20 protein-coding genes and 1 tRNA gene are annotated in these 23,585 nt (G+C 64.0%); 7 read left to right on the top strand and 14 right to left on the bottom strand.

Going from position 1 to position 23,585, the window contains the following annotated elements:
• Together IL54_RS16955 and IL54_RS16950 are read right to left on the bottom strand one after the other, a co-directional pair.
• A partial coding sequence (locus IL54_RS16955) for a proton-conducting transporter transmembrane domain-containing protein (RefSeq protein ID WP_272945517.1) occupies nucleotides 1–1,759 on the bottom strand: 1,759 nt, incomplete at its 3' end.
• Between the two features lie 209 nt (nucleotides 1,760–1,968).
• Nucleotides 1,969–2,481: an outer membrane protein assembly factor BamE gene (locus IL54_RS16950; protein ID WP_037479027.1), complete on the bottom strand. Its 513-nt coding sequence runs from the start codon at nucleotides 2,479–2,481 to the stop codon at nucleotides 1,969–1,971.
• Between the two features lie 164 nt (nucleotides 2,482–2,645).
• Between IL54_RS16950 and IL54_RS16945 the strand changes: the two genes are divergently transcribed.
• The 3 genes from IL54_RS16945 to dinB are packed head-to-tail and all read left to right on the top strand — an operon-like array spanning nucleotide 2,646 to nucleotide 4,842.
• Complete coding sequence (locus IL54_RS16945; RefSeq protein ID WP_037477153.1) at nucleotides 2,646–3,173, top strand: ubiquinol-cytochrome C chaperone family protein; 528 nt, start codon at nucleotides 2,646–2,648, stop codon at nucleotides 3,171–3,173.
• Nucleotides 3,170–3,700: a DUF177 domain-containing protein gene (locus tag IL54_RS16940; RefSeq protein WP_037477152.1), complete on the top strand. Its 531-nt coding sequence runs from the start codon at nucleotides 3,170–3,172 to the stop codon at nucleotides 3,698–3,700. Before IL54_RS16945 ends, IL54_RS16940 begins: the two co-directional genes overlap by 4 nt.
• Before the next feature lie 53 nt (nucleotides 3,701–3,753).
• On the top strand, nucleotides 3,754–4,842 hold the full coding sequence (dinB, locus tag IL54_RS16935; protein ID WP_037477150.1) for a DNA polymerase IV: 1,089 nt from the start codon (nucleotides 3,754–3,756) through the stop codon (nucleotides 4,840–4,842).
• 6 nt (nucleotides 4,843–4,848) lie between these two features.
• Here dinB and IL54_RS16930 read toward each other — a convergent pair whose 3' ends face one another.
• Nucleotides 4,849–5,625: a DUF1134 domain-containing protein gene (locus IL54_RS16930; RefSeq protein ID WP_037477148.1), complete on the bottom strand. Its 777-nt coding sequence runs from the start codon at nucleotides 5,623–5,625 to the stop codon at nucleotides 4,849–4,851.
• 226 nt (nucleotides 5,626–5,851) lie between these two features.
• Between IL54_RS16930 and IL54_RS16925 the strand changes: the two genes are divergently transcribed.
• Nucleotides 5,852–5,943, top strand: a tRNA-Ser gene (locus IL54_RS16925).
• 26 nt (nucleotides 5,944–5,969) lie between these two features.
• Nucleotides 5,970–6,521 carry an arsenate reductase/protein-tyrosine-phosphatase family protein gene (locus tag IL54_RS16920; RefSeq protein ID WP_037479024.1) on the top strand — a complete coding sequence of 184 codons (552 nt, stop codon included), beginning with the start codon at nucleotides 5,970–5,972 and terminating at the stop codon, nucleotides 6,519–6,521.
• Here the strand turns inward: IL54_RS16920 and IL54_RS16915 are convergent.
• The 4 genes from IL54_RS16915 to IL54_RS16900 form a co-directional block, all read right to left on the bottom strand.
• Nucleotides 6,490–7,704: a carboxylate--amine ligase gene (locus tag IL54_RS16915; protein WP_037477145.1), complete on the bottom strand. Its 1,215-nt coding sequence runs from the start codon at nucleotides 7,702–7,704 to the stop codon at nucleotides 6,490–6,492. The genes IL54_RS16920 and IL54_RS16915 overlap by 32 nt on opposite strands.
• Nucleotides 7,701–8,681, bottom strand: coding sequence for a polysaccharide deacetylase family protein (locus tag IL54_RS16910; protein WP_037479020.1), 981 nt, complete (start codon nucleotides 8,679–8,681; stop codon nucleotides 7,701–7,703). The genes IL54_RS16915 and IL54_RS16910 overlap by 4 nt, the downstream gene beginning before the upstream one ends.
• A gap of 141 nt (nucleotides 8,682–8,822) precedes the next feature.
• Nucleotides 8,823–9,320 carry a flavin reductase family protein gene (locus IL54_RS16905; RefSeq protein WP_037477142.1) on the bottom strand — a complete coding sequence of 166 codons (498 nt, stop codon included), beginning with the start codon at nucleotides 9,318–9,320 and terminating at the stop codon, nucleotides 8,823–8,825.
• Between the two features lie 40 nt (nucleotides 9,321–9,360).
• The gene (locus IL54_RS16900) at nucleotides 9,361–11,622 is read right to left on the bottom strand and encodes an NADP-dependent malic enzyme (RefSeq protein ID WP_037477139.1); all 2,262 of its coding nucleotides are present in this window, start codon (nucleotides 11,620–11,622) and stop codon (nucleotides 9,361–9,363) included.
• Between the two features lie 123 nt (nucleotides 11,623–11,745).
• Here IL54_RS16900 and mutS point away from each other — a divergent pair, with 123 nt between their 5' ends.
• Together mutS and IL54_RS16890 are read left to right on the top strand one after the other, a co-directional pair.
• Nucleotides 11,746–14,388, top strand: coding sequence for a DNA mismatch repair protein MutS (gene mutS, locus IL54_RS16895; RefSeq protein WP_037477136.1), 2,643 nt, complete (start codon nucleotides 11,746–11,748; stop codon nucleotides 14,386–14,388).
• 9 nt (nucleotides 14,389–14,397) lie between these two features.
• A complete protein-coding gene (locus IL54_RS16890) occupies nucleotides 14,398–17,160 on the top strand; it encodes a [protein-PII] uridylyltransferase (protein ID WP_037477133.1) in 2,763 nt (920 codons plus the stop codon).
• On the opposite strand, the gene IL54_RS16885 is transcribed toward IL54_RS16890, so the two are convergent.
• The 7 genes from IL54_RS16885 to IL54_RS16855 all read right to left on the bottom strand — a co-directional run bounded on the left by IL54_RS16885 (nucleotide 17,157) and on the right by IL54_RS16855 (nucleotide 23,544).
• Nucleotides 17,157–17,660: a L,D-transpeptidase family protein gene (locus tag IL54_RS16885; RefSeq protein ID WP_037477130.1), complete on the bottom strand. Its 504-nt coding sequence runs from the start codon at nucleotides 17,658–17,660 to the stop codon at nucleotides 17,157–17,159. The genes IL54_RS16890 and IL54_RS16885 overlap by 4 nt on opposite strands.
• Nucleotides 17,657–18,718, bottom strand: a complete 1,062-nt coding sequence (gene ribA / locus IL54_RS16880; RefSeq protein ID WP_037477128.1) for a GTP cyclohydrolase II — start codon at nucleotides 18,716–18,718, stop codon at nucleotides 17,657–17,659. The genes IL54_RS16885 and ribA overlap by 4 nt, the downstream gene beginning before the upstream one ends.
• A complete protein-coding gene (gene xth, locus IL54_RS16875) occupies nucleotides 18,718–19,515 on the bottom strand; it encodes an exodeoxyribonuclease III (protein WP_037477125.1) in 798 nt (265 codons plus the stop codon). The genes ribA and xth overlap by 1 nt, the downstream gene beginning before the upstream one ends.
• A gap of 244 nt (nucleotides 19,516–19,759) precedes the next feature.
• A complete protein-coding gene (locus IL54_RS16870) occupies nucleotides 19,760–20,395 on the bottom strand; it encodes a LolA family protein (RefSeq protein WP_037477122.1) in 636 nt (211 codons plus the stop codon).
• Between the two features lie 81 nt (nucleotides 20,396–20,476).
• Nucleotides 20,477–20,890: a retropepsin-like aspartic protease gene (locus IL54_RS16865; RefSeq protein WP_156106245.1), complete on the bottom strand. Its 414-nt coding sequence runs from the start codon at nucleotides 20,888–20,890 to the stop codon at nucleotides 20,477–20,479.
• Complete coding sequence (locus IL54_RS16860; protein WP_037477117.1) at nucleotides 20,877–21,125, bottom strand: hypothetical protein; 249 nt, start codon at nucleotides 21,123–21,125, stop codon at nucleotides 20,877–20,879. The genes IL54_RS16865 and IL54_RS16860 overlap by 14 nt, the downstream gene beginning before the upstream one ends.
• A gap of 97 nt (nucleotides 21,126–21,222) precedes the next feature.
• A complete protein-coding gene (locus IL54_RS16855; protein WP_037479018.1) occupies nucleotides 21,223–23,544 on the bottom strand; it encodes a DNA translocase FtsK in 2,322 nt (773 codons plus the stop codon).
• Between the last annotated feature and the right edge of the window lie 41 nt (nucleotides 23,545–23,585).

Below are 23,585 nucleotides of genomic sequence, written 5' to 3'. Positions count from 1 at the left end.
TGTAGCCGCCGGTCCACACGCCCAGCGCGCCGACCAGGATCGCGACCAGGAACAGCAGGCTGAGTTGCCGTTGGAGCGAGCCATTGTGGATGGCGCGCGTCATGTCGCTGGCCCGATCGACCAGCCATTCCAGCGCCCGGTCAAACATCCGCTTGGCATCGGGCAGGCGCAGAGCGTCCCAGGCCCGCAGTAAGGGGCCATGAAGCCACAGCATCAACGCCCCGACCGCGACCGCCACGATGCTCATCACCAGTGCGGGGGTGACGCCATGCCAGAGGGCGGGCTTGAACGGCGGCGCGGTGCCGCCGGTGACGATGGCGGCGGCGGGCGTGACGAGGCCCACCGTCAATGTCTGCGGGAACAGGCCGACCAGGATGGTCAGCACGACAAGCAAGGCGGACGGTGCCCATAGACCGAACGGCGGATCATGCGGCTGGGCAGGATAGGACGCCGGGCGAGGCCCGAAATAGAGATGGACAATATAGCGTAGCGAATAGGCCACCGACAGCGTGGCTCCGATCACGGCGGCGAGCGGCACGATCCACGACTGCCCTGCCCATAGGGTATGCCCGGCTTCCTCCAGCATCATTTCCTTCGACAGGAAACCGGCAAACGGGGGCAGGCCCGCCATGGAGGCGGACGCGACGATGCCCAGCGTCGCGGTGATCGGCATCAGCGTCGCCAGCCCGCCCAGCAGGCGAATGTCGCGCGTGCCCGTTTCATGATCGACGATCCCCGCGTTCATGAACAAGGCGGCCTTGAAGACGGCATGGTTGAGCAGATGGAAAACGCCGACCATCGCGGCGACCGGCGTGCCGAAGCCGAACAACATGGTCAGCAGGCCAAGATGGCTGATGGTGGAATAAGCGAGGATCGCTTTGAGATCATGACGGAACAGGGCGACGGCCGCACCGAGGATCATCGTGACCAACCCCGTCGTCGTCACCAGATAGAACCACAGGTCGGTCCCCGACAGCACCGGCCAGAAGCGCGCGAGCAGGAACACCCCCGCCTTCACCATGGTCGCGCTATGCAGATAGGCGCTGACCGGCGTCGGGGCAGCCATGGCGTGGGGCAGCCAGAAGTGAAACGGGAACTGCGCCGACTTGGTGAAGCAGCCCAGCAGGATCAGGATCAGCGCCACGGGATAGAGCGCAGACGCTCGGATGATGTCGCCGCTCGCCAATATGTCGGCCAGTTCGAACGATCCCGCGATCGTGCCAAGCAATAGCAGACCGCCAATGAGCGCGAGGCCACCGCCGCCCGTCACCGCCAACGCCATGCGCGCGCCCTGCCGCCCCTCAGCCGTGTCGCTGCGGAAGCCGATCAGCAGGAAGGAGGACAGGCTGGTCAGTTCCCAGAAGATGAGCAACAGCAAGATGTTGCCCGACAGAGCGATGCCCAGCATGGCCCCCTGAAACAGCAGCAGCATCGCCAGGAACCGGCCCATCGCGTCCTTGGCGGACAGATAGAAGCGCGCATAGAGGATGATGAGCAGGCCGATGCCCAGGATCAGGCCCGCAAACAACAAGCCCAGCGCGTCGAGGCGCAGGCTGAGTTCCAATCCCAATGTCGGCACCCAAGCCATATGCCATTGCGCCACCCCGCCGTTCAGCACGAGCGGCGCGAACCATCCCAGCAGGGCAAGTCCGGCGATGGCGGGGAGGACGGCTATCGCGGCCTGTGCGTTGCGGCCTGCCCCACCCATGATCGACAGCAGCAAGGTGCCGACGAATGGCAGGAGGCAAAGCAGGACCAAAAACAAATTCTTCTCCGGGTCGACACCCATGCGGGTACGAGGATGGCAGGCCTATCCGATGATGATGACCGTCTTCCCCATTCCTATGCCGGTAGGCAACCCTAAAGCGACATCATTCTCCCGATCCGTCGATCGGAAGCTGCGTAGAGGCCAATAGTGTCTTGTCCAGTCGGGCGCCAGAGCCGCTAGATGGTCAGCGCGGCTAGGGTTTAGCTGCCGTTAGGGCCGGGGCCGCCACCGCCTGCACCGGTACCACCCATGCCACCGGCACCGACGGCACCGATATTGCCGAAAATCTCGTCGAACAGGCTGCGGTTGCGGCCGAGCGTCGGGGTCTTGTCACCCGAGGGCGAAATATTGGCGACCTGTTCCAGCCCCATGCGATCGACCGCCGCGACATTGCCGGCGGCATCGAAGCGGACGCGCAGCACGGTCTGTTCGACGGGCTTGGGGTTAGAGAAGGCCAGCGCGCGCATGCTGCGCGAAATATAATACCATTCCTGCTCGCCGAACTGCGAGGTGAAGGTCGGGCGGCCCAGCGTGCCTTCGACCGAGGCGCGATTGTCGATGCCCGGCTGGACCGAATCCACCAGCAGCTTGTCGACCTGATAGCCCTGATGCGTGCGAACGCGGGTGCAACCCGACGCGCCCAGCACGAGCGCGCCAAGGCCTATGGCGAGCAGGATGCGCCCCTGTGCGGAATGACGGCTGAACGGACGCATCGACTTCTCCTGCGGGGGCGGACCCGCGAACCCAAGAAACATGACGCCGCCATTGCATTGGGCGACGCAGCGATCAATATGGAAATGCGCCGCCCCCGGCAAGGGGCGCGAAATATGGGGCAACGCGCGCCGCCCGCCCATCCACCATGAAAAGACGTTGCCGCATGTCCACCGCCTCCCCTTCCTTCCTGCAAAGACTGTTCGGGCGCACCGACCCCAAGGACAGTCTGATGCCGCTCTATCATGCCATCGTCGCGGAAGGCCGCCAGCCCTACTGGTATCTGGACGGTGCCGTACCCGACACGCTGGACGGCCGGTTCGACATGATCGTCGCGATTTTGAGCCAGGTGCTGGTTCGGTTGCAGGAACAGGGTGCGACGCAAGAAAGCGTCTGGCTGACCGAAGTCTTCGTCGACGATATGGATGGGCAGTTGCGCCAGGAAGGGATTGGCGATGTCGTGGTCGGCAAACATGTCGGACGGATGATGAGCGCGCTTGGCGGGCGGATCAGCGCCTATCGCACGGCGCTGGCGGGCGAAGCGGATTTGCGCGAGGCATTGGTGCGCAACCTGTATCGCGGCGAAGTTGTGTCGAACATCGCGCTAACCCATGTCGAAGGCGCGCTGCGGGCGCACTGGACGCGGCTGGGTGGCCTGTCGCGCGATGCCTTGCTGGCGGGAGATATCGGATGAGCCCTGTCCCCACGCCTGAATTTTCGCGCCCGATCAAGGTCGATCAAATCGGTCGGCTCGCGGGCAGCGTGCATATCGCGGCCAAGACCGACGAGCGCATGGCCTTGATGCGCCGTTTCGGCCTGATTGCGCTTGACCGGCTGGAAGCCGATTACGGACTTAGCGAGGACAATGGCGCGATCGTCGCGCGGGGCCGGATACGCGCCACGCTGTCGCAGCCCTGCGTCGCGACCGGCCTGCCCGTGCCGGAGCAGATCGACAGCGATTTCCTGCTGCGCTTCATCGTCGAAGGGACCGACGTGATCGACAGCGACGAACTGGAACTGGATGTCGAGGATTGCGACACGATCGGCTATGACGGCCAGATCATCGACATGGGCGAGGCCGTGGCCGAAACCATGGCGTTGGTCATGGCTCCCTATCCCCGCTCGCCCGATGCCGACGCCTATCTCAAAGAGGTCGGCGTGTTGAACGAGGATCAGACCGGTCCCTTCGCGGCCCTGCTGGCGCTCAAGAACAAGTCATAAGCACAGCGCAATTTTGTTTCTCTTTTGTTCTGATTATGCCATAGAATTGGGCCATGGACCCCGTGCCGCCACCGCTGCGCAAGATCATCCATATCGACATGGATGCTTTCTATGCGTCGGTGGAACAGCGCGACGACCCTGCGCTTCGCGGCCAGCCGATCGCCGTGGGCGGGGGTGGTCCGCGCGGCGTGGTGGCGACGGCCAGCTATGAAGCGCGCACATTCGGGGTCAAATCGGCCATGCCCGGCGCGCGGGCGCGGCGGCTCTGTCCTGGTCTGATCTTCGTCCCGCCCCGGTTCGATGCCTATCGCGCGGCATCCACCCATATTCGCGAAATTTTCAGTCGCTATACCGACATCGTCCAGCCGCTGTCGCTGGATGAAGCCTATCTCGACGTGACGGTGAACAAGCCGGGCATCGCCTCGGCAACGCAGGTGGCCGAAGAGATACGGCATTTGATCCGCGCCGAAACGGGCCTCACCGCCTCGGCCGGCGTGTCCTACAACAAGCTGATCGCCAAACTGGCATCGGACCAGAACAAGCCCGATGGCGTGTGTGTGGTGCGGCCGAGTGAAGGCGCGGCCTTCATCGCGGCGATGCCGGTACGGCGCATCCACGGCATTGGGCCAGTGACCGCGCGGCGGATGCATGAATTGGGGATCGAGACGGGGGCGGACCTGCGCGCGCGCGACCTGCGCTTTCTCCAGGCCCATTTCGGCAGTTCGGCGGACTATTATTATCGCGCGGCGCGGGGCGAGGATGACCGGCCCGTGCGCGAGCGTGAAGGGCGTAAATCCGTCAGCGTGGAGGACACATTTTCCGACGACCTGACCGATCGGGCTGCGTTGGTTACGGAGATAGACCGGATCGCCGCCAGCCTATGGGCCCGGATCGAAAAGGCGCAGGCCTGGGGCCGGACGGTGGTGCTGAAGGTGAAGTTCGCCGATTTCCGCATCATCACTCGGTCGCGCAGCTTCACCGCGCCAGTGCGATCGCCGGACCTGCTGGCGCAGACCGCGCGCGAATTGCTGCTGGCGCAATTGCCCCTGCGCATGGGTGCGCGGTTGCTGGGCCTGGGCGTGCATAATCTGGAGGCGGAGGAAGCGGTCGAGCAGGGCGAACAACTCGCCCTGTCGTTATAGACCGGGTTAGAAGGGCAGCCAGTTCCGCTTTTCGCTGAACTTCATATAGCCCGCATTGACGCCCAAGCGATAGCCGACGCCCAGCCGGATGGGGATCAGCACCACATTGCCCCAGCGCAGATAGCTGGCGGTGAAGCCGCCCACCAGATAGGCCGTGCCTTCGGCGGCGGGGAAGCGGTGATAGAGATCCTGCGTGTCATAGAGGTTGTAGACGAGGACGAAGGTGTTGGACGCATTGCCGCCGACGTCGAAACCGATCGACGGGCCGGTCCAATAGACTTCGCGCTTGCCTTCGACCTTATGGTTCAATGTGCCCGATCCATAACGCAGACCGACGACGAACGCGCCCGATGCCTCGCGCCCGGCGATATAGGCGTTGGGGCGCCCTTGGTCCTTCAACACCTTCTCGATCAGGCCAGCCAGTCCTTCAGCGCCTTTGCCGAACACGCCCTCGGCCGCGCCGATCAAATCGTCTTCCTGGTAGGAAATGGTGGGATCGGGCGCGGCGGGCGGTGAATTGGCAGTTACCGGTGCGCCGGTTGCCGTCGCCGGATCTTCGATCGCCGGTGGGCCATCATAGACGCTGGAATCGACGCCCGGCGCGGTCGGTTGGCTATTGGCGGGCGGCGGCGGCGCGAGATCGGCATCGATGGCCGTATTGGGATCGATCGTGCGGACCTGCGCCTGCGTCGCGACGGGCGTCAGCGCCAGTCCGGCAAGCGCCACGACCCATGTGCCTGCTCGCGCAACACGGGCGGCCATTTGCCCCATTTTGCTGTTCATGCCCGTTGCTCCCCGAAAAATCTGCGCTCAATCATTTCCCCGGTTATCGGCTTTCAAGCTGAAAGGCCAATGAACGAACGCCAATCTGAGTCGATTCTGCGCCGGAACGAATAGCCATGGCGACCGAGCCTGCAAAATAGCTGTGACAGACCCGTTGCCATGCAGGAAGGCCATCGCTATAGCCCCTCCCCAGCCATTGTCCGCCTACCCGGCAGACAATTCGTGCGGAGACGTGGGTGAGTGGCTGAAACCAGCGGTTTGCTAAACCGTCGAGCCCTGAATGGGGCTCCCCGGGTTCGAATCCCGGCGTCTCCGCCAATTTTTTGCTGCAAGGCTGTTCCATCATGATCCGGTCGCGGTTCGGCACTTTCCGCGGGCTAGTGCGGCTTGCCTTATCCTATCCGCAATTGGCGCTTGGCCGATCCGCCAGCGTTGCACCCGACCCTGCGCAGGTGCGGCGATTGGTGTTCGTATGCCAGGGAAATATCTGTCGCAGCGCCTTTGCCGATGTGGTGGCGCGGGGCGCGGGGCTGAATAGCGCGTCCTTTGGTCTGTCGACAACGACCGGGCGCGAGGCGCATGGTCCTGCCATCGCGGCGGCGAGCATGTTGGGGCATGACATGCGCACGCATCGCGCCATCGATCTGGCCGATTATATGCCGGAATCCGGCGACCTGTTGCTGGCGATGGAGGTGCGGCAATTGCACCGTTTGGCCGCCGATCCGCGGCTGGAGGCCCTGCCCCGCATGTTGCTGGGTCGATGGACCCGGCCGATGCTACCGCATCTGCATGACCCCTATATGCTTGATGACCGCTATATGGCGCAATGCCTTGCCCGGATCGAACAGGCCGTGGGCGCGCTGGTCAGGGCTTTCCCCGGCACACGGCTTTCCTGAACATCTGCGCCATGTCGCGCAGCCAGGGGCGCGGATCGGACAGGCTGAACACATAATAGCGCGCACGCGGATCGAAGAAGGTCAGCAGATAGGCGGTCAGGTCCGCCAGTGGGCGACGCTGGAAGAAGGGATCGCTGATCCGCGATGGCGACAGCAACACGCGCGCAAGCCGCTTGGTTTCGGGCACCATATAGCGGGCGCGGAGCGTGTCACGGGGTGTCGGCGCAACATCGGTTTGGCCAAGGACGGTGCGGCGATAGGCTTCCCAGGCGAACAACGCGCCGCAATGGCGCGCCAGCGGCAGGCTGCCCCAGAAGCGGCCATTGACTTCCATCAGCCAATATCGGCCGCTTTCGGCTTCATAACGATATTCGACCATCGCTTGGCCCTGCCAATCGAGCGCGCGCAACAGGGCTTCCGATAGCAGCATCTGCGCCGCATGTGCGTTGGCCGGCTCGGCGCGGCAGAGCGTGGACACGCCGCCTTCGGGCGGCCATTCGTGCAGGCGGCGATGCTGGAAACGCAAGGTCGCTTCGCCATCGTCCATATAGAGCATTTGGCCAAGGCCGACGCCCCGGCAATATTGCTGGATCAGCGGCCAATGACCGACCGGGGCGTAGCGGTCGAGCAAGGCCGCCAATTCCTGGGGCGTGCGGATATACTCGGTCTTGAGCCATTCCAGCCCCACCCGCTCCAAAATGGGCATGATTTCGGGGGGATTGGCCCATTTGGCGACCAGCGGATAGTGCATGGCCGCGACACGGGCGGCAAAATCCTCGCCCGCGCGCGGTTGCCAGGTTTGCGGGATGCACAGGCCGACCTCAGCCGCGATCTCCAGCGTGCGCAGCTTGTCCAGCACCTTGGCCAGCGGCTCCGGCCGGGGCACCAGCATATGGCAGCCGTCGATCACCGGCGGCAGAGCCGAAAGCTCCAGCAGGTCGGATTCGGAAATGGCCAAGACCGCCCCTGCCCCCGTGGTGGCGATCAGATCGGGCAGCCAGTCGGCCATCGGTCCAGAGGGACGCATCGTCATAGCAGCACAATGGCGCGACGCGGCAGCCACGGGCGCCGCTTCGCGGGCGATGCCATGGACGGGGACGCCCTTTTCGCCCAGTTCGCGCACGACCGTCAGGCCGATGGCATTTTCCAGACCGAGGACGAGCGCGACGGGATAGCGGCTCACGCAGGAACCAGTCGATGTTCGTAGCGCCAGGTCGCCCAGGCTTGCTGTGCGAGTCGCAGCCCGGTGCGTATCCGGCTGGGCGAAACACGGCTTTGCGATGGTAGCGAATTATCGGCCATCGCCGGGGACAGGTCGCGGAAGCCGACCCCCCGCACCTGCGGCATGCGCGCGGCTTCGCGGCACAGCGCCACGAACCGCGCCTTGACCATGGCATTGGGGCGCTGCCTATCCCGCGAGAGCATTTCGAAACTATGGGTGACGACGGTGAAGGCGTCCTGCCCCTCACGCGCGGCATGGCGCAACCCGGCGCGCATTTCCGCCGCCGACATGGCGCAGATTTGCGCCGGGCGAAAATGGCCGGGCCGATCATGGATGCCCGATACCGGCAGTTCGGCCACGCCCTGCAACCGCTGCGCGCCGATATCGGCTGGATCGGCGGTGATGCTGCATTCGCGTCCCAGATAGGCGGGATTGACGCTACTGTCCCACGCGACGCCGATCGCCGCCAGCGCCCGCAGCGTATCGTCGTTCGCGCCGAAATTGCCGGCACGAAAGGCTGTGATGGAGGGCGCACCCGCCCGCTCCAACAGCATCTTGGCAAGACTCAGCAGGGTGATCTGATCATCCAGCGAGAAATCGCCGATATTACGCCCCTGCCGTCCGCCGATGGGCGACTGCTTGGCCCAGGCGAGCCATTCGGTATGGATATGCATCTGCACTTCATGGCCCCGGCTCTTGATCGCCTTGACAATGGGCGCGAGGAAATCTGCGCCATGCACCAGCGCGGGCATGGGATCGAGGAAGAAGACGCCTTTAAGGCCATGGCGTTCCAGCATGTCCATCTGCCAGCCAATACCATGCCCCTCTCCCTTTGCTTCCGCCCAGATCGAGCGGCTGACATTGTCGGTCAGGCTCACCCCGCGCTGATGCAGCGAAGAGGACAGCTCTGTATCGACGGTGATGAGCAGCGCGGTCATGGGCAGTCCGGTCAGAGGGCAACGCACCTGCATAGGAAGAAGGCGTTAAGGACCCGTAATATGTCCCGCTTATGTCTGGGCCGCCGCAAAAGGAAAGAACAGCCCCTTTCCCGACCAGACGGCAGGCATCCCGCCCGACCGTCAGGCAATCAGCGAAAATTCGCCATAGCTGCCCTGGAAGAACAGCAGTGGCCGCTCCGGCCTGTCGACTTCCAGCGCCACGACCTTGCCCAGCACGATATAATGGTCCCCCGCCTCATGCACCGCATCGAGCGCGCAATCGATCCAGGCGACGACATCATCGAGGATCGGGGAGCCATTGGCGGACACGCGATGCACGATGCCGGCGAATTTGTCCGGCCCTGGCGCGGCAATCTGGCGGCACAACGGCTGCTGGTCACTGGCCAGAATATTGACGCAGAATTTGCCGACCGCCTCGATCCGGGGCCAGCTGCTCGACGATTTGGCGGGGAAGAAGGCCACCAGTGGCGGATCGAGCGATACCGAGGTGAAAGACCCTACCACCATGCCGACCGGTGCCCCGCTGGCTTCCATCGCCGTCACGACGCAGACGCCCGTGGGATAATGGCCGAGCACGCGCCGGAAAGTGGCGCTGTCGAAACTCACCATGTCGCTCATGCCCGCTCGCTCCTGCAACTTATTCCATAGACTGCGTCGGTCAGAGCGCGATCCCGCCCGCCGCCAGCACCGCAAGCGTCAGCAACTCGGAGGCGTTGGACGCCATCGTCGCGATCTGGACCGATTTTTCCATGCCGACCAATACCGGCCCGATCATCGATGTCCCGCCCAGTTCGCGCAACAGCTTGGCCGAGATATTGGCCGATTGCAGGCCCGGCATCACCAGCACATTGGCGGGCCCGGACAGGCGGCTGAACGGATAGTTTTTCATGACAGCGGGATTGAGCGCCACGTCGGCGGTCATTTCGCCTTCATATTCGAAATCGACATTGCGTTCGTCGAGCAATTTCACCGCGCCGCGCACATTTTCGAGGAAAGCGCCGGGCGGGTTGCCGAAATTGGAGTAGGAGAGGAAGGCGACGCGCGGGTCGTGGCCCATGCGCCGCGCGACCGCGACGGTGCCCTCGGCAATGTCGGCCAGTTCGCTCGCCGTGGGGCGTTCATTGACCGTGGTGTCCGCCAGGAAAACCGTCTTGTCCTTGGCCACCATGACATGGATGCCGAACGGCGTGCGACCGGCGGCCGGGTCCATCACCCGCTTCACCTCGCGCAGGGTTTGCGCATAGGGGCGGGTCATGCCGGTGATCATGGCATCGGCCACGCCCATCTTCACCAGCAACGTGCCGAAGATGTTGCGATCGCGGTTGACCATCCGTTCGCAATCGCGGCGCAGATAGCCGCGCCGCTGGAGCCGGGCGTAAAGCAGATCGACCATTTCGGGGACGAGCGGCGAATTGACGCTATTGTGCAGTTCAAAGCTATCCGGGTCACGCACACCCAGCGCCTTGAGCTTGTCCACCACGTCGCCGCGTCCCACCAGCACCGGCACGCCATAGCCCAGGTCGCGGAACTGGATAGCGGCGCGCAGCACCACTTCCTCCTCCGCTTCGGCGAAGACGACGCGCTTGGGATTGGCCTTCGCGACTTCATAGGCGGTAGTCAGGACCGAGGTGGTCGGGTTGAGGCGGGCCTTGAGCGACTGGCGATAGGCCGCCATGTCGGTGATCGGCTTTTGCGCCACGCCGCTGTCCATCGCGGCCTGCGCGACGGCGGACGGCACCACTTCCATCAAGCGCGGATCGAAAGGGGCGGGGATGATATAGTCGGGGCCGAAGCTGTGCGAGCGGCCATAGGCCTTGGCCACTTCTTCGGGCACCTGCTCGCGCGCCAGCTCGGCGATGGCATGGGCGGCGGCGACCTTCATCGCTTCGTTGATCGTCGTCGCGCGCACGTCGAGCGCGCCGCGGAAGATGAAGGGGAAACCGATGACATTGTTGACCTGGTTGGGATAATCCGACCGGCCGGTCGCCACGATCGCTTCAGGGCGCACCGACTTGGCATCGGGCGGGGTGATTTCGGGGTCCGGGTTGGCCATGGCGAAGATGATCGGCTTGTCGCCCATATCCTTGACCATGTCCGGCGTCACCGCGCCCTTGACCGACAGCCCCAAGAACACGTCCGCGCCCTTCATCGCTTCCTTGAGCGTGCGCGCGTCGGTCTTGACCGCATGGGCCGACTTCCACTGGTTCATGCCCTCGGTACGGCCCTGATAGATCACGCCCTTGCTGTCGCACATGATGACATTGTCACCGGCGACGCCCAAGGCTTTGATGAGTTCAGTACAGGCGATCGACGCCGCGCCCGCGCCATTGACCACGACCTTGAGGTCTTTGAGTTCACGACCGGTCAGCATCGCGGCATTGATAACGCCCGCCGCCGCGATGATCGCGGTGCCATGCTGGTCGTCATGGAAGACCGGAATGTTCATCCGCTCCTTGAGCGTCTGTTCGATGATGAAGCATTCGGGTGCCTTGATGTCTTCAAGGTTGATGCCGCCGAAGGTCGGCTCCATCAATTCGACCGCGTCGATGAAGCGATCGACATCTTCGGTCTTGAGTTCGATATCGATGGAATCCACATCGGCAAAGCGCTTGAAGAGGACCGCCTTGCCTTCCATTACCGGCTTGGACGCCAGGGCGCCGAGATTGCCAAGGCCCAGGATCGCCGTGCCATTGGTGATGACCGCAACCAGATTGCCCTTGGCGGTATAGTCATAGGCGAGGGCCGGGTCTTTTGCGATCGCCAGCACCGGCACCGCGACGCCGGGGGAATAAGCGAGGCTGAGGTCGCGCTGCGTCGCCATCGGTTTGGACGCGATGATCTCGATCTTGCCGGGGCGACCGGTCGAATGGAAAAACAGCGCCTCGCGCTCGGAAAATTCCACACTCGACTTGTCGGTCATCGATTATCCGCCTCTTCTGTCCGTTGCCTTGGCCCTAGCGGCAAGCCATGCTTGGGGGCAAGTGCGAGAAGGCCGCTTTTTCGCGCTCTTTCCTGCGCGCCGCCTTGCCGCTATCCGGGCGGGATGCGCAGCGCCCCCGACACGTCCCCACCCCTTACGCCCATGATGGCGCAATATCTGACGCTCAAGGCCCAGGCGCAGGATTGCCTGCTCTTCTACCGCATGGGCGATTTCTTCGAACTCTTCTTCGATGATGCCAAGGCGGCGGCGGCCACGCTCGACATCGCGCTGACCAGCCGGGGCGAGCATGATGGCGCGCCTATCCCGATGTGCGGGGTACCGGTCCATAGCGCTGAGGGCTATCTCGCGCGGCTGATCAAGGCGGGCCATCGCGTCGCCATCGCCGAGCAGACCGAAACCCCGGCACAGGCTAAGGCGCGGGGCGGCAAGACGCTCGTGGCGCGCGACATCGTGCGCTATGTGACGGCGGGCACGCTGACCGAGGAGACGTTGCTTGATTCCCGGCGCGACAATATGCTCGTCGCGCTGGCGCAGGTCGGCGGAGACAGCGAGATCGGGATCGCCGCCGCCGACATTTCGACCGGCCGGTTCGAGACGATGACATGCCGCGCCGCCGACCTTCATGCCGAACTCGCGCGCCTGCGCCCCAGTGAAACGGTGGTGGCGGAAGGATCGTCGCTCGACCTGCCCGACATGCATATGTTCGATCGCACGGCCTTTTCCAGCACGCGCGCCGAAGCGGCGCTCAAGCGGCTGTTCGCGGTCGCGACGCTCGATGGATTCGGCCAGTTCGGCCGCGCGGAGCTGGCGGCGATGGGTGGGCTGATCGCCTATCTCGACCATGCGGGCAAGGGCACCCTGCCCTTCCTGGCTCCACCTTTGCGCCAGACGAGCGGCGGCCATGTCGCGATCGACGCGGCGACGCGCGAGAGTCTGGAGATCGTCGCGACCACCAGCGGCGCACGCGCTGGCAGCCTGCTGGGGGCGGTCGATCGCACCGTGACGGGCGCGGGCGCGCGACTGCTGGGGCAGGATTTGTCCGCGCCGCTGATGGATCTCGACCGGATCGAAGCGCGGCTGGGGCTGGTGCAGCTGTTCCACGACGATGCTGGGTTGCGCGACCAGTTGCGCGCGGCGCTGCGGGCGTTGCCCGATATCGGCCGCGCGCTGGGGCGGGTGGCGGTCGGGCGTGGCTCGCCCCGCGATCTGGGGCAATTGCGCGACGGTCTGGGTGAAGCGCGGCTGTTGCGCGAACGGCTGGGGCACCTGCCTGATCCGCCGCTGTTGCTGGCGCGGCTGCTGCCCGCTCTCGATGGCCATGGCGCGCTGGTCGATGCGCTGTCGCGCGCGCTGGTGCCCGCGCCGCCGACCGAGACGGCGAACGGCGGCTATATCGCTGATGGCTATGATCCGGCGCTGGACGAACTGCGCCGGATGGCAGGCGACGGCCGCCGCGCGATTGCAGCGCTGGAGGCGAAATATCGCGAGCAGACGGGCATTGCCACGCTCAAGATCCGCCATAATGGCGTGCTGGGCTATCATGTCGAGGTGCCTGCCCGTGCCGCCGATGCGCTGATGGTGCCGACCAGCGGCTTCACCCACCGCCAGACGCTGGCCGGCGTCGTGCGCTTCAATTCGGTCGATCTGCATGAGGAAGCCGGGCGCGTGGCGCAGGCGGGGGCCCATGCGCTGGTCGCCGAAGCCGCGCATCTCGAAGAGTTGATCGCCGCCGTGCTGGACCGCAAGGCCGACATCGCGCGGGCGGGCCAGGCGCTCGCCCGGCTCGACGTGGCAGCGGCGCTCGCCGAACGGGCAGCAGAGGGCGGCTGGCAGCGGCCCCATCTGATCGCCGATGACGGGTCCAACCCCTGCCTGTCGATCAGCGGCGGGCGGCATCCGGTCGTGGAGGATGCGCTGCGCCACGACGGCCAGGCGTTCGTCGCCAATGATTGCTGCCTGGTCGCCGACGACCGGCTGTGGCTGGTCACTGGCCCCAATATGGGCGGCAAGTCGACCTTCCTGCGGCAAAATGCGCTGATCGTCATCCTGGCGCAGGCGGGTGCCTATGTCCCGGCGCAATCAGCAACGCTGACATTGGTCGATCGGCTGTTCAGCCGGGTGGGCGCGTCGGACAATCTGGCCAAGGGGCGATCGACCTTCATGGTCGAGATGGTCGAGACCGCCGCGATCCTGGCGCAGGCGACGACGCGCAGTTTCGTCATTCTCGATGAAGTGGGGCGCGGCACGTCCACCTATGACGGGCTGGCGCTCGCCTGGGCGGTGGTAGAGGCGGTGCATGAGGTCAATCGTTGCCGCTGTCTGTTTGCCACCCATTATCATGAACTGACGCGGCTGGCCGAAAGCCTGTCTGCCCTATCGCTCCATCATGTCCGCGCGCGGGAGTGGAAGGGCGATCTGGTGCTGCTGCACGAATTGGCACAGGGACCGGCCGACCGCAGCTATGGCCTGGCCGTCGCGCGGCTGGCGGGGCTGCCCGCGCCGGTGCTCAAGCGCGCCAAGGATGTGCTGGCGCGGCTGGAAGCGGGCAAGGCGAAGACCGGCGGTATCGCGGCGGGACTGAACGATCTGCCCCTATTCGCGGCGGCGGCTGCGCAGGAAGAGGCTGCGCCCGATCCGGTGCGCGCGGCCATCGCCGCGATCGATGCGGATGCTCTGTCCCCGCGTGAGGCACTCGATCACATATATCGATTGAAACAACTGGCAGCCGACGCGACGCCCGACTAGAGAACGCGCATGGTCATGCAGTTCCCCGCTTTGGGATCGCGCCGTGCGATCATCGACCGGCGCGCGATTTCCGACAGCATCAACGCCCTTGCGCACGAGCACAAGGGCGATCCCATGCGGTTGCGCGGGCTGATCGTCGGCGAACTCAAGGCGGCGTTGGAAGAGGGGCGGGTGGAAGTCGCGCGAAGGTTGGAGCAGCGCCCCACGCGCGGGCGCGAAACGGTGACCGCCTTTGCCTTCCTGATCGACCAGATTCTGCGCCTGCTCTATGACGCAACGACACATCATCTTTACCCCTCAGGCAATCGCAGCACCGGCGAGCGAATCGCGCTGATCGCGGTGGGCGGCTATGGGCGGGGCGAGATGGCGCCGCATAGCGACGTCGATATCGGCTTTATCACCCCCTGGAAGCCCACCGGCTGGACCGAGCAGGTGATCGAATCGATGCTTTATTCGCTCTGGGATCTGGGGCTGAAGGTCGGGCATAGCAGCCGGTCGATCGACGAGACGATGCGAATGGCCAAGGCCGACCTGACGGTGCGCACCGCCTTGCTGGAAGCGCGCTATGTCTGGGGCGACCGGGCGCTGTATGAAGAGACCTCGGTTCGCTTCGATGCAGAGGTGATGCAAGGCAATGCCCGCGCCTTCGTCACCGAAAAGCTGGTCGAGCGCGACGAGCGCCACAAGCGAATGGGCGACAGCCGCTATGTCGTCGAACCCAATGTGAAGGAAGGCAAGGGCGGCCTGCGCGACCTGCATACGCTGTTCTGGATCGGCAAATATGTGAACCGGGTGCGATCGGTCGCCGAACTGGTCGATGTCGGCCTGCTGACCCAGATCGAATTGCGCCAGTTCCAGAAGGCGGAGGATTTCCTCTGGGCGGTGCGCTGTCACCTGCACACCATCACCGGGCGTGCAGAAGACCGGCTGACCTTTGACCTACAACTCGAAACGGCGACGCGGATGCGCTTTACCGGGCGGCACGGCCAGTCCGGGGTCGAGCGGTTTATGCGCTATTATTTCCTGAACGCGAAGATCGTCGGCGACCTGACCGCGGTGTTCCTGGCGCATCTGGATGACCAGATGGGGCCGAAGGGGCGGCGCTATATTCCCGCCATCTTCCGGCGGCCCAAGAAGCTCGACGGCTTCGTGCTGGACCGGGGGCGGCTGGCGCTGCCGAGCGATGATTTCTTTCAGGCCGACCCGGTGCGACTGGTGGAGATTTTCGCGCTGGCCGATCGCCATGGCTTGTCCATCCACCCCGCCGCGATGCGTGCGGCGAGCCGGGACGCGGGGCTGATCAACGCCAAGATCCGTAAAGACCCGCGTGCCAACGCCGCCTTCATGGATGTACTGACGTCGCCGCGCGACCCGGAAACGGTGCTGCGCTGGATGAACGAATCGACCGTGTTCGGCCGCTTCGTGCCCGACTTCCGCCGGGTCGTCGCGCAAATGCAGTTCGACATGTATCATCATTATACGGTCGATGAGCATACCATCCGCGCTGTCGGCCTGCTGTCGCGGATCGAGAAGGGGGAACTGGCGCAGGATCATCCGCTGGCCACCGACCTGATGGGCAAATTGCTCTCGCGCCGGGTGCTCTACATCGCCGTGCTGTTGCATGACATCGCCAAGGGGCGCGGCGGCGACCACAGCATATTGGGCGCGCAGGTGGCCGAGCAGCTCTGCCCGCGGCTTGGCCTTACCCCGGCGGAAACCGAAACGGTCGCCTGGCTGGTACGCTACCATCTGCTGATGTCGGCAACGGCGTTCAAGCGCGACCTGGCGGACTACAAGACGATCGTCGATTTCGTCGACGTGGTGCAAAGCCCCGAACGGTTGCGGCTCTTGCTATGTCTGACCGTGGTGGACATTCGCGCGGTCGGCCCCGGCGTCTGGAACAGCTGGAAGCGGCAGTTGCTGGGCGATCTCTATGATTCGGCAGAGGAACTGCTGCGCCTGGGCCATAAGCAGAAGGGCCGCAGCGAGCGGGTGACCGCCAAGCAGAAGACGCTGCGCCAGGCGCTCCATATGGACGAAGCGACGTTCGAGGCGTTCAGCAAGCGACTCCCTGAATCCTACTGGATCGCCGAACCCGACGATATCTTGATCCATAATGCCGAACATATGCTGGCGGCGGGCGACGCGCCGCTGTCGATCGCGGCGCATTATTATCCGCAGCGTGGCGCGACGTTGGTGACCGTCTATGCCGCCGATCATCCAGGGCTATTCTATCGCATTGCAGGCGCCATCCATCTGGCCGGCGGCAACATCATCGACGCGCGCATTCACACGACGCGCGATGGCGTGGCGATCGACAATTTCCTGGTGCAGGACCCGATGGGTGGCGCGTTTCACAGCCCCGATCAGCTGACCCGCATCCGCAACGCGATCGAGGATTCGCTGTCGAACCGCCACCGGTTGATCACCAAGCTGAGCGCGCGCCCGTTGACCCGGACCCGCGCCGAGGCCTTCCGCATCGAGCCCAATGTGCTGATCGACAATAAGGCGTCGAATCGCTTCACGGTGATCGAGGTCAATGCGCGCGATCGGCCCGCGCTGCTGTTCAGCCTTGCCAATGGATTGTTCCAGTCGAAGGTGACCGTCCACAGCGCGCATGTCGCCACCTATGGCGAGCGCGCGGTCGATACATTCTACGTCACCGACCTGTTCGGCGGCAAGATCGAGAGCAAGGCGCGGCTCCAGACATTGGAGCGGCGATTGCTGGAGGGCGCTGGCGGCGAGGTTGGCGAGGCGCTGGCGCGGGCTTAGGCGACGATCTCCATCCTGTCACCCGGCGCGAGCAGCGGTAATAGCCGGAGCATGTCGTTGCGTTCGATGGCGACACAGCCCGCCGTGGGGCGTCCTTCGGACAAATGGAAGAAGATCGCACTGCCCTGCCCCTGCACGGGTGACCCGTCATTATGGCCCAGCACGACGATGATGTCATAGGCATCGTCGGCACGGATCAGGCTTTCGGCCGAGAAGCCGCGCGGCAGGCGGACCGGGCGATTATAGGCAGGGTCAGCGGGATCGTCCGACCACCCATCACCAGGTCTGATCCAGCGCCAGGGCAATTGGATAGCGACGGCATCGACCTTGCCGGGCCGCAGCAGGACGCCACGGATCGGCCAAAGGCCAAGCGGGGTGCAGCCATCGCCTTCGCGCTTGTCCGCCGCCGCACAGGTGCCGCCCCGGCCGATCGTGCAATCCATGGCCATAGCGCCGAAGGTCAGGCGGCCCGCGCCGCCATCGACGCGGATCAGACTCATAGCTGGTGGCCGGTCCGGTCGCGCTTGGTGGCGAGATAGCGTTCATTATGCGGGTTGGTCGGCAGGATGATCGGCAAGCGCTCGATCACGCCGATGCCCGCCGCTTCCAGCCCTGCCACCTTGTTGGGATTATTTGTCAAAAGCCGCACCTGCGCCACGCCGAGCAGGTCGAGCATGCGCGCCGCGACGGAAAAATCGCGTGCGTCGATCGCAAAGCCGAGGCGCACATTGGCATCGACCGTATCGAACCCCTGATCCTGCATCGCATAGGCGCGCAACTTGTTGACGAGGCCGATGCCCCGCCCCTCCTGCCGCAGATAGAGCAGCACGCCCCAGGGCGCATCGGCGATCTGGTGCAACGCCTGATGCAGTTGCGGTCCACAATCGCATTTGAGGCTGCCCAGCACATCACCGGTCAGGCATTCGCTATGCAGGCGAACGACGGGCGGCGAGGCATCGCGCTTGCCCACCACCAAGGCGACATGCTCGCGCGGTTCGTCGGGACTACGGAAGGCGATGATCTCGGCCGTCTCGCTGGCCGACACCGGCAGCCGGGCGCGCGTGGCGACAGCGAGATGGATCGCATCGTCATAGGCGTCGATATCATCGGCCTGGACCGTGACATCGACGGCCTCATCCCCTTCGGTCAGGAAATAGGCGGGCAGGATGCCGGCAAGGCGCGCGAGCCGCAGCGCCGCCTTTGCCGCCTGGGGCGCGGCGAGTGGGCGGGCGCGGAATGGCCCCTTGAGCGGCGACGCGAGGTCCAGGACCGGATCGGAAATCGCGGTCGCGACGTCGGCGTCGATCCAGGGCGCCCGCTCGACCAATACCGGCAGATCAGGATCGGCAGCGGCCAGTTGGTTCGCGAGCTTGAGCGTTTCGGCACGAGCGGCGGAGATCAGGATGTCGGCGCGCGCCTGCGGATCGAAGGCGGCCAGTGTTACCGCATCCGCCCCTTCGATCGCCATCAGACGGATGGCACCATCCGCCCCGGCAATCCTGATCGCCCAGCCGCGCCGCAGCGCGTCGATCGCTCGTGCAGCATCGCGCGTGCGCATCAGAAGACGAAGTCGGTGATGATGGGGATATGGTCGGACGGCTTGATCCAGCTGCGCGCGGGTTCGACCACGCGATGGCTGACCGCCTTGTCCGCGACGTCGCGGGTCATCCACATATGGTCGAGCCGACGTCCGCGATCCGACTCCGCCCAATCCTTGGCGCGATAGCTCCACCAGGTATAGAGACGCGCAGGCGCAGGATGGAAATGGCGGCCGATATCGACCCAGTCGTTCGACGCCTGCAACCGCGCCAATATCTCGCATTCGACGGGCGTATGGCTGACGACGTTGAGCAACTGCTTATGGCTCCACACATCGCTTTCCAGCGGCGCGATGTTGAAGTCGCCGGTCAGGATGGTCGGTTTATTGTCCAGCGCGCTCGACCATTCGATCATCCGCTCCAGAAAGTCGAGCTTCTGCCCGAATTTGGGATTGACCGTGCGGTCGGCGATGTCGCCGCCGGCGGGTACATAGACATTCTCGATCCGTACGCCATTGTCGAGGCGCACGCCCACATGGCGCGCTTCGCCATTGGCCTGCCAGTCGAACCGGTCATCTTCGTGGATCGGCACCTTGCTCATGATCGCCACGCCATGATGCATCCGCTGACCATTCAGCACCTGATGGACATAGCCCATGCGCCGGAACATGTCGGTGGGGAAAATCTCGTTCACCACCTTGGTTTCCTGAAGGCAGAGAATGTCGGGGGCTTCCTGCTGCAGCAGCTGTTCGACGATGTCGATGCGCGCACGGACGCTGTTGATGTTCCAGGAGCAAATGGAGAGAGTGTCGGCCATGGGTTTGCCCTAGAAGGCCGCGGTGGCGCGCGCAAGCGCCAGACAGAGTAAGACCCCCGCTCCGGGGGCATGGAACGGGGGTCTCGATCGCGCCCTTGAAGCGCTTCGCGGCGAGAGCGGACCGGGTAACAGGGGGGAAATCCCGATGCCGTTTCGCGCCGTTGGTTTATGATTAGCGACCGCCATATGAGCGGCAGATGAACGGTTTTGAAAAGCGATCGATCTGCCGCACCAAGCGCTCGGTTCAGCCCCCGGCCGAGCGGCCGCGCGGTCGCGGGTCGGTCCAGCGAAAGGTCGAATCCGCGACCGTCACACCATAGCGCTGGTTCGTCAGCCGAACGGCGGTGCGGTTATTCTGCGAATCGAGCGCGACCCAGCCATAAAGTTGCAGGCCTGCCGGGCTGCCCGCATCCCGCTTGAAGATCATCGTGATCGTGCCGAACTCAGGGCGCTTGGGATCGCGCGCCTCGACGCTCAATATGCTGGGGTCGCCGGTTGGTACAACCTTGCCGAATTTGGACAAATCCTTGGACGGGTCGAGCAGCGCACCCAGCGGCGAATTGCCGATCGGCCAGCGCTGCACCTGGCGTACTTCATAATCGATCATCGTCAGTGCCTTGCCATCGCCCACGATCAACAAAGGCACGCCCTTTTGATATTGAAAGCGGATCTTGCCCGGCTGCTTGATCGTCAACTGCCCGGTCAGAGTCTGGCCGTTGCGGTCGGTCTGGGTGAAATCGGCCGTCATCGTCGTCACGGCACGGATATAGGCGTTGACCTTGGTGAGATCGGACTGGTTCGCCTGTGCCAAAGCAGGCACGGCGATCGGCAGGGCGAAGGCGACTGGCGCAATGGCCAGCGCCAGAGAGATGCGCTTCATCAGACAGAAACTCCGGTTGTTACGGATGCGGTTTAGGCGGCGCGGCTTGAACGACCTGTGAACCCGGCCGTTCCCCGCCGTTCAGCCAAAGGCGAGGCGGCAATGTCCATTCCGATCCATCGAAAAGTCGCATTGCCGCAATATGTCCATACCAATCAAGGCGGTGAAATGCTCACTTCCACGCAGGCCGAAACCAAAACTTGCGTCAAAAATATATGGTAAGCGCGCATCTTCAGTGTCATCGGGCATTAGTCCGATACGAAACATAAAGCGTTCGGTATGCGCCAGCCCATGCGCTGACTGAAGGGGGCGCTTCCCCAACGGTTCCAGCCCCAATTTTTCCGCAATCCGCTCGTCTATTCCACTGACGGTTGCACCGGTATCCACAAGCGCAATCGCATCGATGGACGTGATGTCGAACGGGTTATCAGCCCGCAATATGCGAACCGGCAATGTTATCCTGCGACCAGCATGCAACCATTTAATTTGAGACATGAGAGAAAAAACCCAGATCTATGGGTTCATCCGTGACTTCCTGAATCGAAAAAACACCATCGTCGATGCTGTCGCGTGCGAATTGATAAGCGTCACCCGGCTTGTCGAAAAAATCGACAACCTTCTTGTCCTTCAACACCGCATAACGGCCTGAATGGTGAGTCAAAAACTCCCCAAGGTGGCGGAGGAAATAATCGTAGTTGGCATCGACTTCAGCGGCAAGGCTATGGCTCATGATTCATCCCCTTGCTCAAAATATACCATTTTTTGCGGCCACCGACTCCTGCGCTGCATCATATTGCGATGAACCGACTCTGTTGCGAGTCGAACCGTTATAGCGGATTGCCATTTTCGTCGCGCAGCACCTCGCGGCGGCCGACATGGTTGGGCGGGCCGACCAGGCCTTCCTCTTCCATCTTCTCAATGAGGCGCGCAGCGCTGTTATAGCCTACGCGGAGCTGGCGTTGCAGCCAGCTGGTCGAAGCCTTCTGATTCTCGAACACGAGCTGGCACGCCTTGCGGAACAGTTGCGCGTCGGGGCTGTCATCGCCCAGGTCCACGCCGTCGAGGGCGAAGCTGCCTTCTTCGGGTTCTTCGGTCACCGCCTGGATATAGTCGGGCTGGCCCTGCGCGCGCCAATGGTCGGCGACGACGCGGACTTCATCGTCCGAAACGAAGGGACCATGGACGCGGGTCAGGCCCTTGCCGCCGTGCATGTAGAGCATGTCGCCCTTGCCCAGCAGCTGTTCGGCACCCTGCTCGCCCAAAATGGTGCGACTGTCGATCTTGGACGTTACGAAGAAGCTGATCCGGGTCGGCAGGTTCGCCTTGATGACGCCGGTGATGACGTCGACCGAGGGACGCTGGGTCGCAAGGATCAGGTGGATACCGGCTGCGCGCGCCTTTTGCGCCAGGCGCTGGATCAGGAATTCGACTTCCTTGCCCGCCGTCATCATCAGGTCGGCGAGTTCGTCAACGACCACCACGATTTGCGGGAGCGGCTGGAAATCGAGCTGCTCTTCCTCATAGATGGGCTTGCCATTTTCGGGGTCGTAGCCGGTTTGGACGCGGCGACCGAGCGGCTTACCCTTGGCCTTGGCGGCGCGGACCTTCTCATTATAATTGGCGAGGTTACGGACGGAAATCGACGCCATCATGCGATAGCGGTCCTCCATCTGCTCGACCGCCCATTTGAGCGCGCGGATCGCCTTTTGCGGTTCGGTGACGACCGGCGAGAGCAGATGAGGAATATCGTCATAGGTCGACAATTCCAGCATCTTGGGATCGATCATGATCAGGCGCAGCTGGTCCGGCGTCATGCGGTAGAGCAGCGACAGGATCATGGCGTTGAGGCCGACCGACTTGCCCGACCCGGTGGTGCCCGCGATCAGCAGATGCGGCATGGGGGCAAGGTCGGCGATGATCGGCTCGCCCGAAATATTCTTGCCCAGGATGATGGGCAGCGTGCCTTCGCCGCCAAATTGCTCGCTGGTGATGAGTTCGCGGAAGGACACGCCTTCGCGATGGGCATTGGGCAATTCGATGCCGATCACCGTGCGCCCCGGAATCGTCGCGACGCGCGCCGACAACGCCGACATGTTGCGGGCGATATCGTCGGCCAGCGCGATGACGCGGCTTGCCTTGATGCCGGGGGCCGGCTCCAGTTCATACATGGTCACGACCGGGCCGGGTCGGACCTCGACGATATTGCCCTTCACATGGAAATCATCGAGCACCGATTCGAGTAGCCGCGCATTGCGCTCCAACGCAGCCTTGTCGATCTTGCCGCCCTGGTTGACGGGAATGGGATTGAGCAGGTCGGGCGAGGGCAGCGAGCTATGGCCGAACAGATCGTCCTGCGAGATCGGCGCCATCTGCCGCTGCGGCGCGGCGGGCTTGGGACTCTGGATCGTGATCGGCGGCTTGGGTTCGTTCGAGACCTGCTTGCGGGGCGCGATGACGCGCTCGGCCCCGTCCGCTTCCGGTTCGACGTCGCTGCTGGTGCTAATACCGGGCAACGCCAAAGTGGGGCGGGGTAGCGCCAATTTGGGTAGCGATGGACGGCGCAGCGCGATGATCGGCTTTTCCAGCGCCAGGCTGCGATAGCAGGCGATCAGGCCCGCGATCAGCGTCATGACCACCAATAGGCCGGTTATCCAGGGGGCAGCGGCGGGCGCCTGCGCCGTGAGACTGGCCACGCCCTTGGCGGTGACAAGACCGATCACTCCGCCCCAGCCTGCGGGCAGGCCGACCAGCGGATCATCCTGAAACAGCGACAGGGCAATGCCGATGAGGACGATGCCGAACAGGCATTTGCCGAACTGCCCCTTCCAGCTGCGCATATCCTGGTCGCCCCACATCCGGCGGGCAGTGATGGCCATCAGCGGCAGGATGAACGCCACCGGCACGCCCAGCAGCCAGAGCAGGAAATCGGCGGTCCACGCGCCCGGCCCCTGCATGATGTTGGCGACATGATCACCCGCCACCGTATTCATCGACGGGTCACTGGGCGTATAGCTGAGCAGCGCCAGCGCCACGAACAGCGTCGCCAGCATCAGCAGGATCGCGCCGATCAGTGCGCCGCTGCGAAGCAAGCTGCGCTTGAGCATTTCGCGCCATTCCGGCGTGCGCTTCACGGTGCGGCTGACAGCCATGCTAAACCCTTGTCCCCCAAATGTTCCGTTTCGGCACAATG

Origin of the sequence: Sphingobium sp. ba1 (assembly GCF_000743655.1) — a bacterium.
GTDB lineage: Bacteria > Pseudomonadota > Alphaproteobacteria > Sphingomonadales > Sphingomonadaceae > Sphingobium.
Note: the sequence above shows the minus strand (reverse complement) of the source record. Positions and strands in the feature narration are given on the sequence as shown.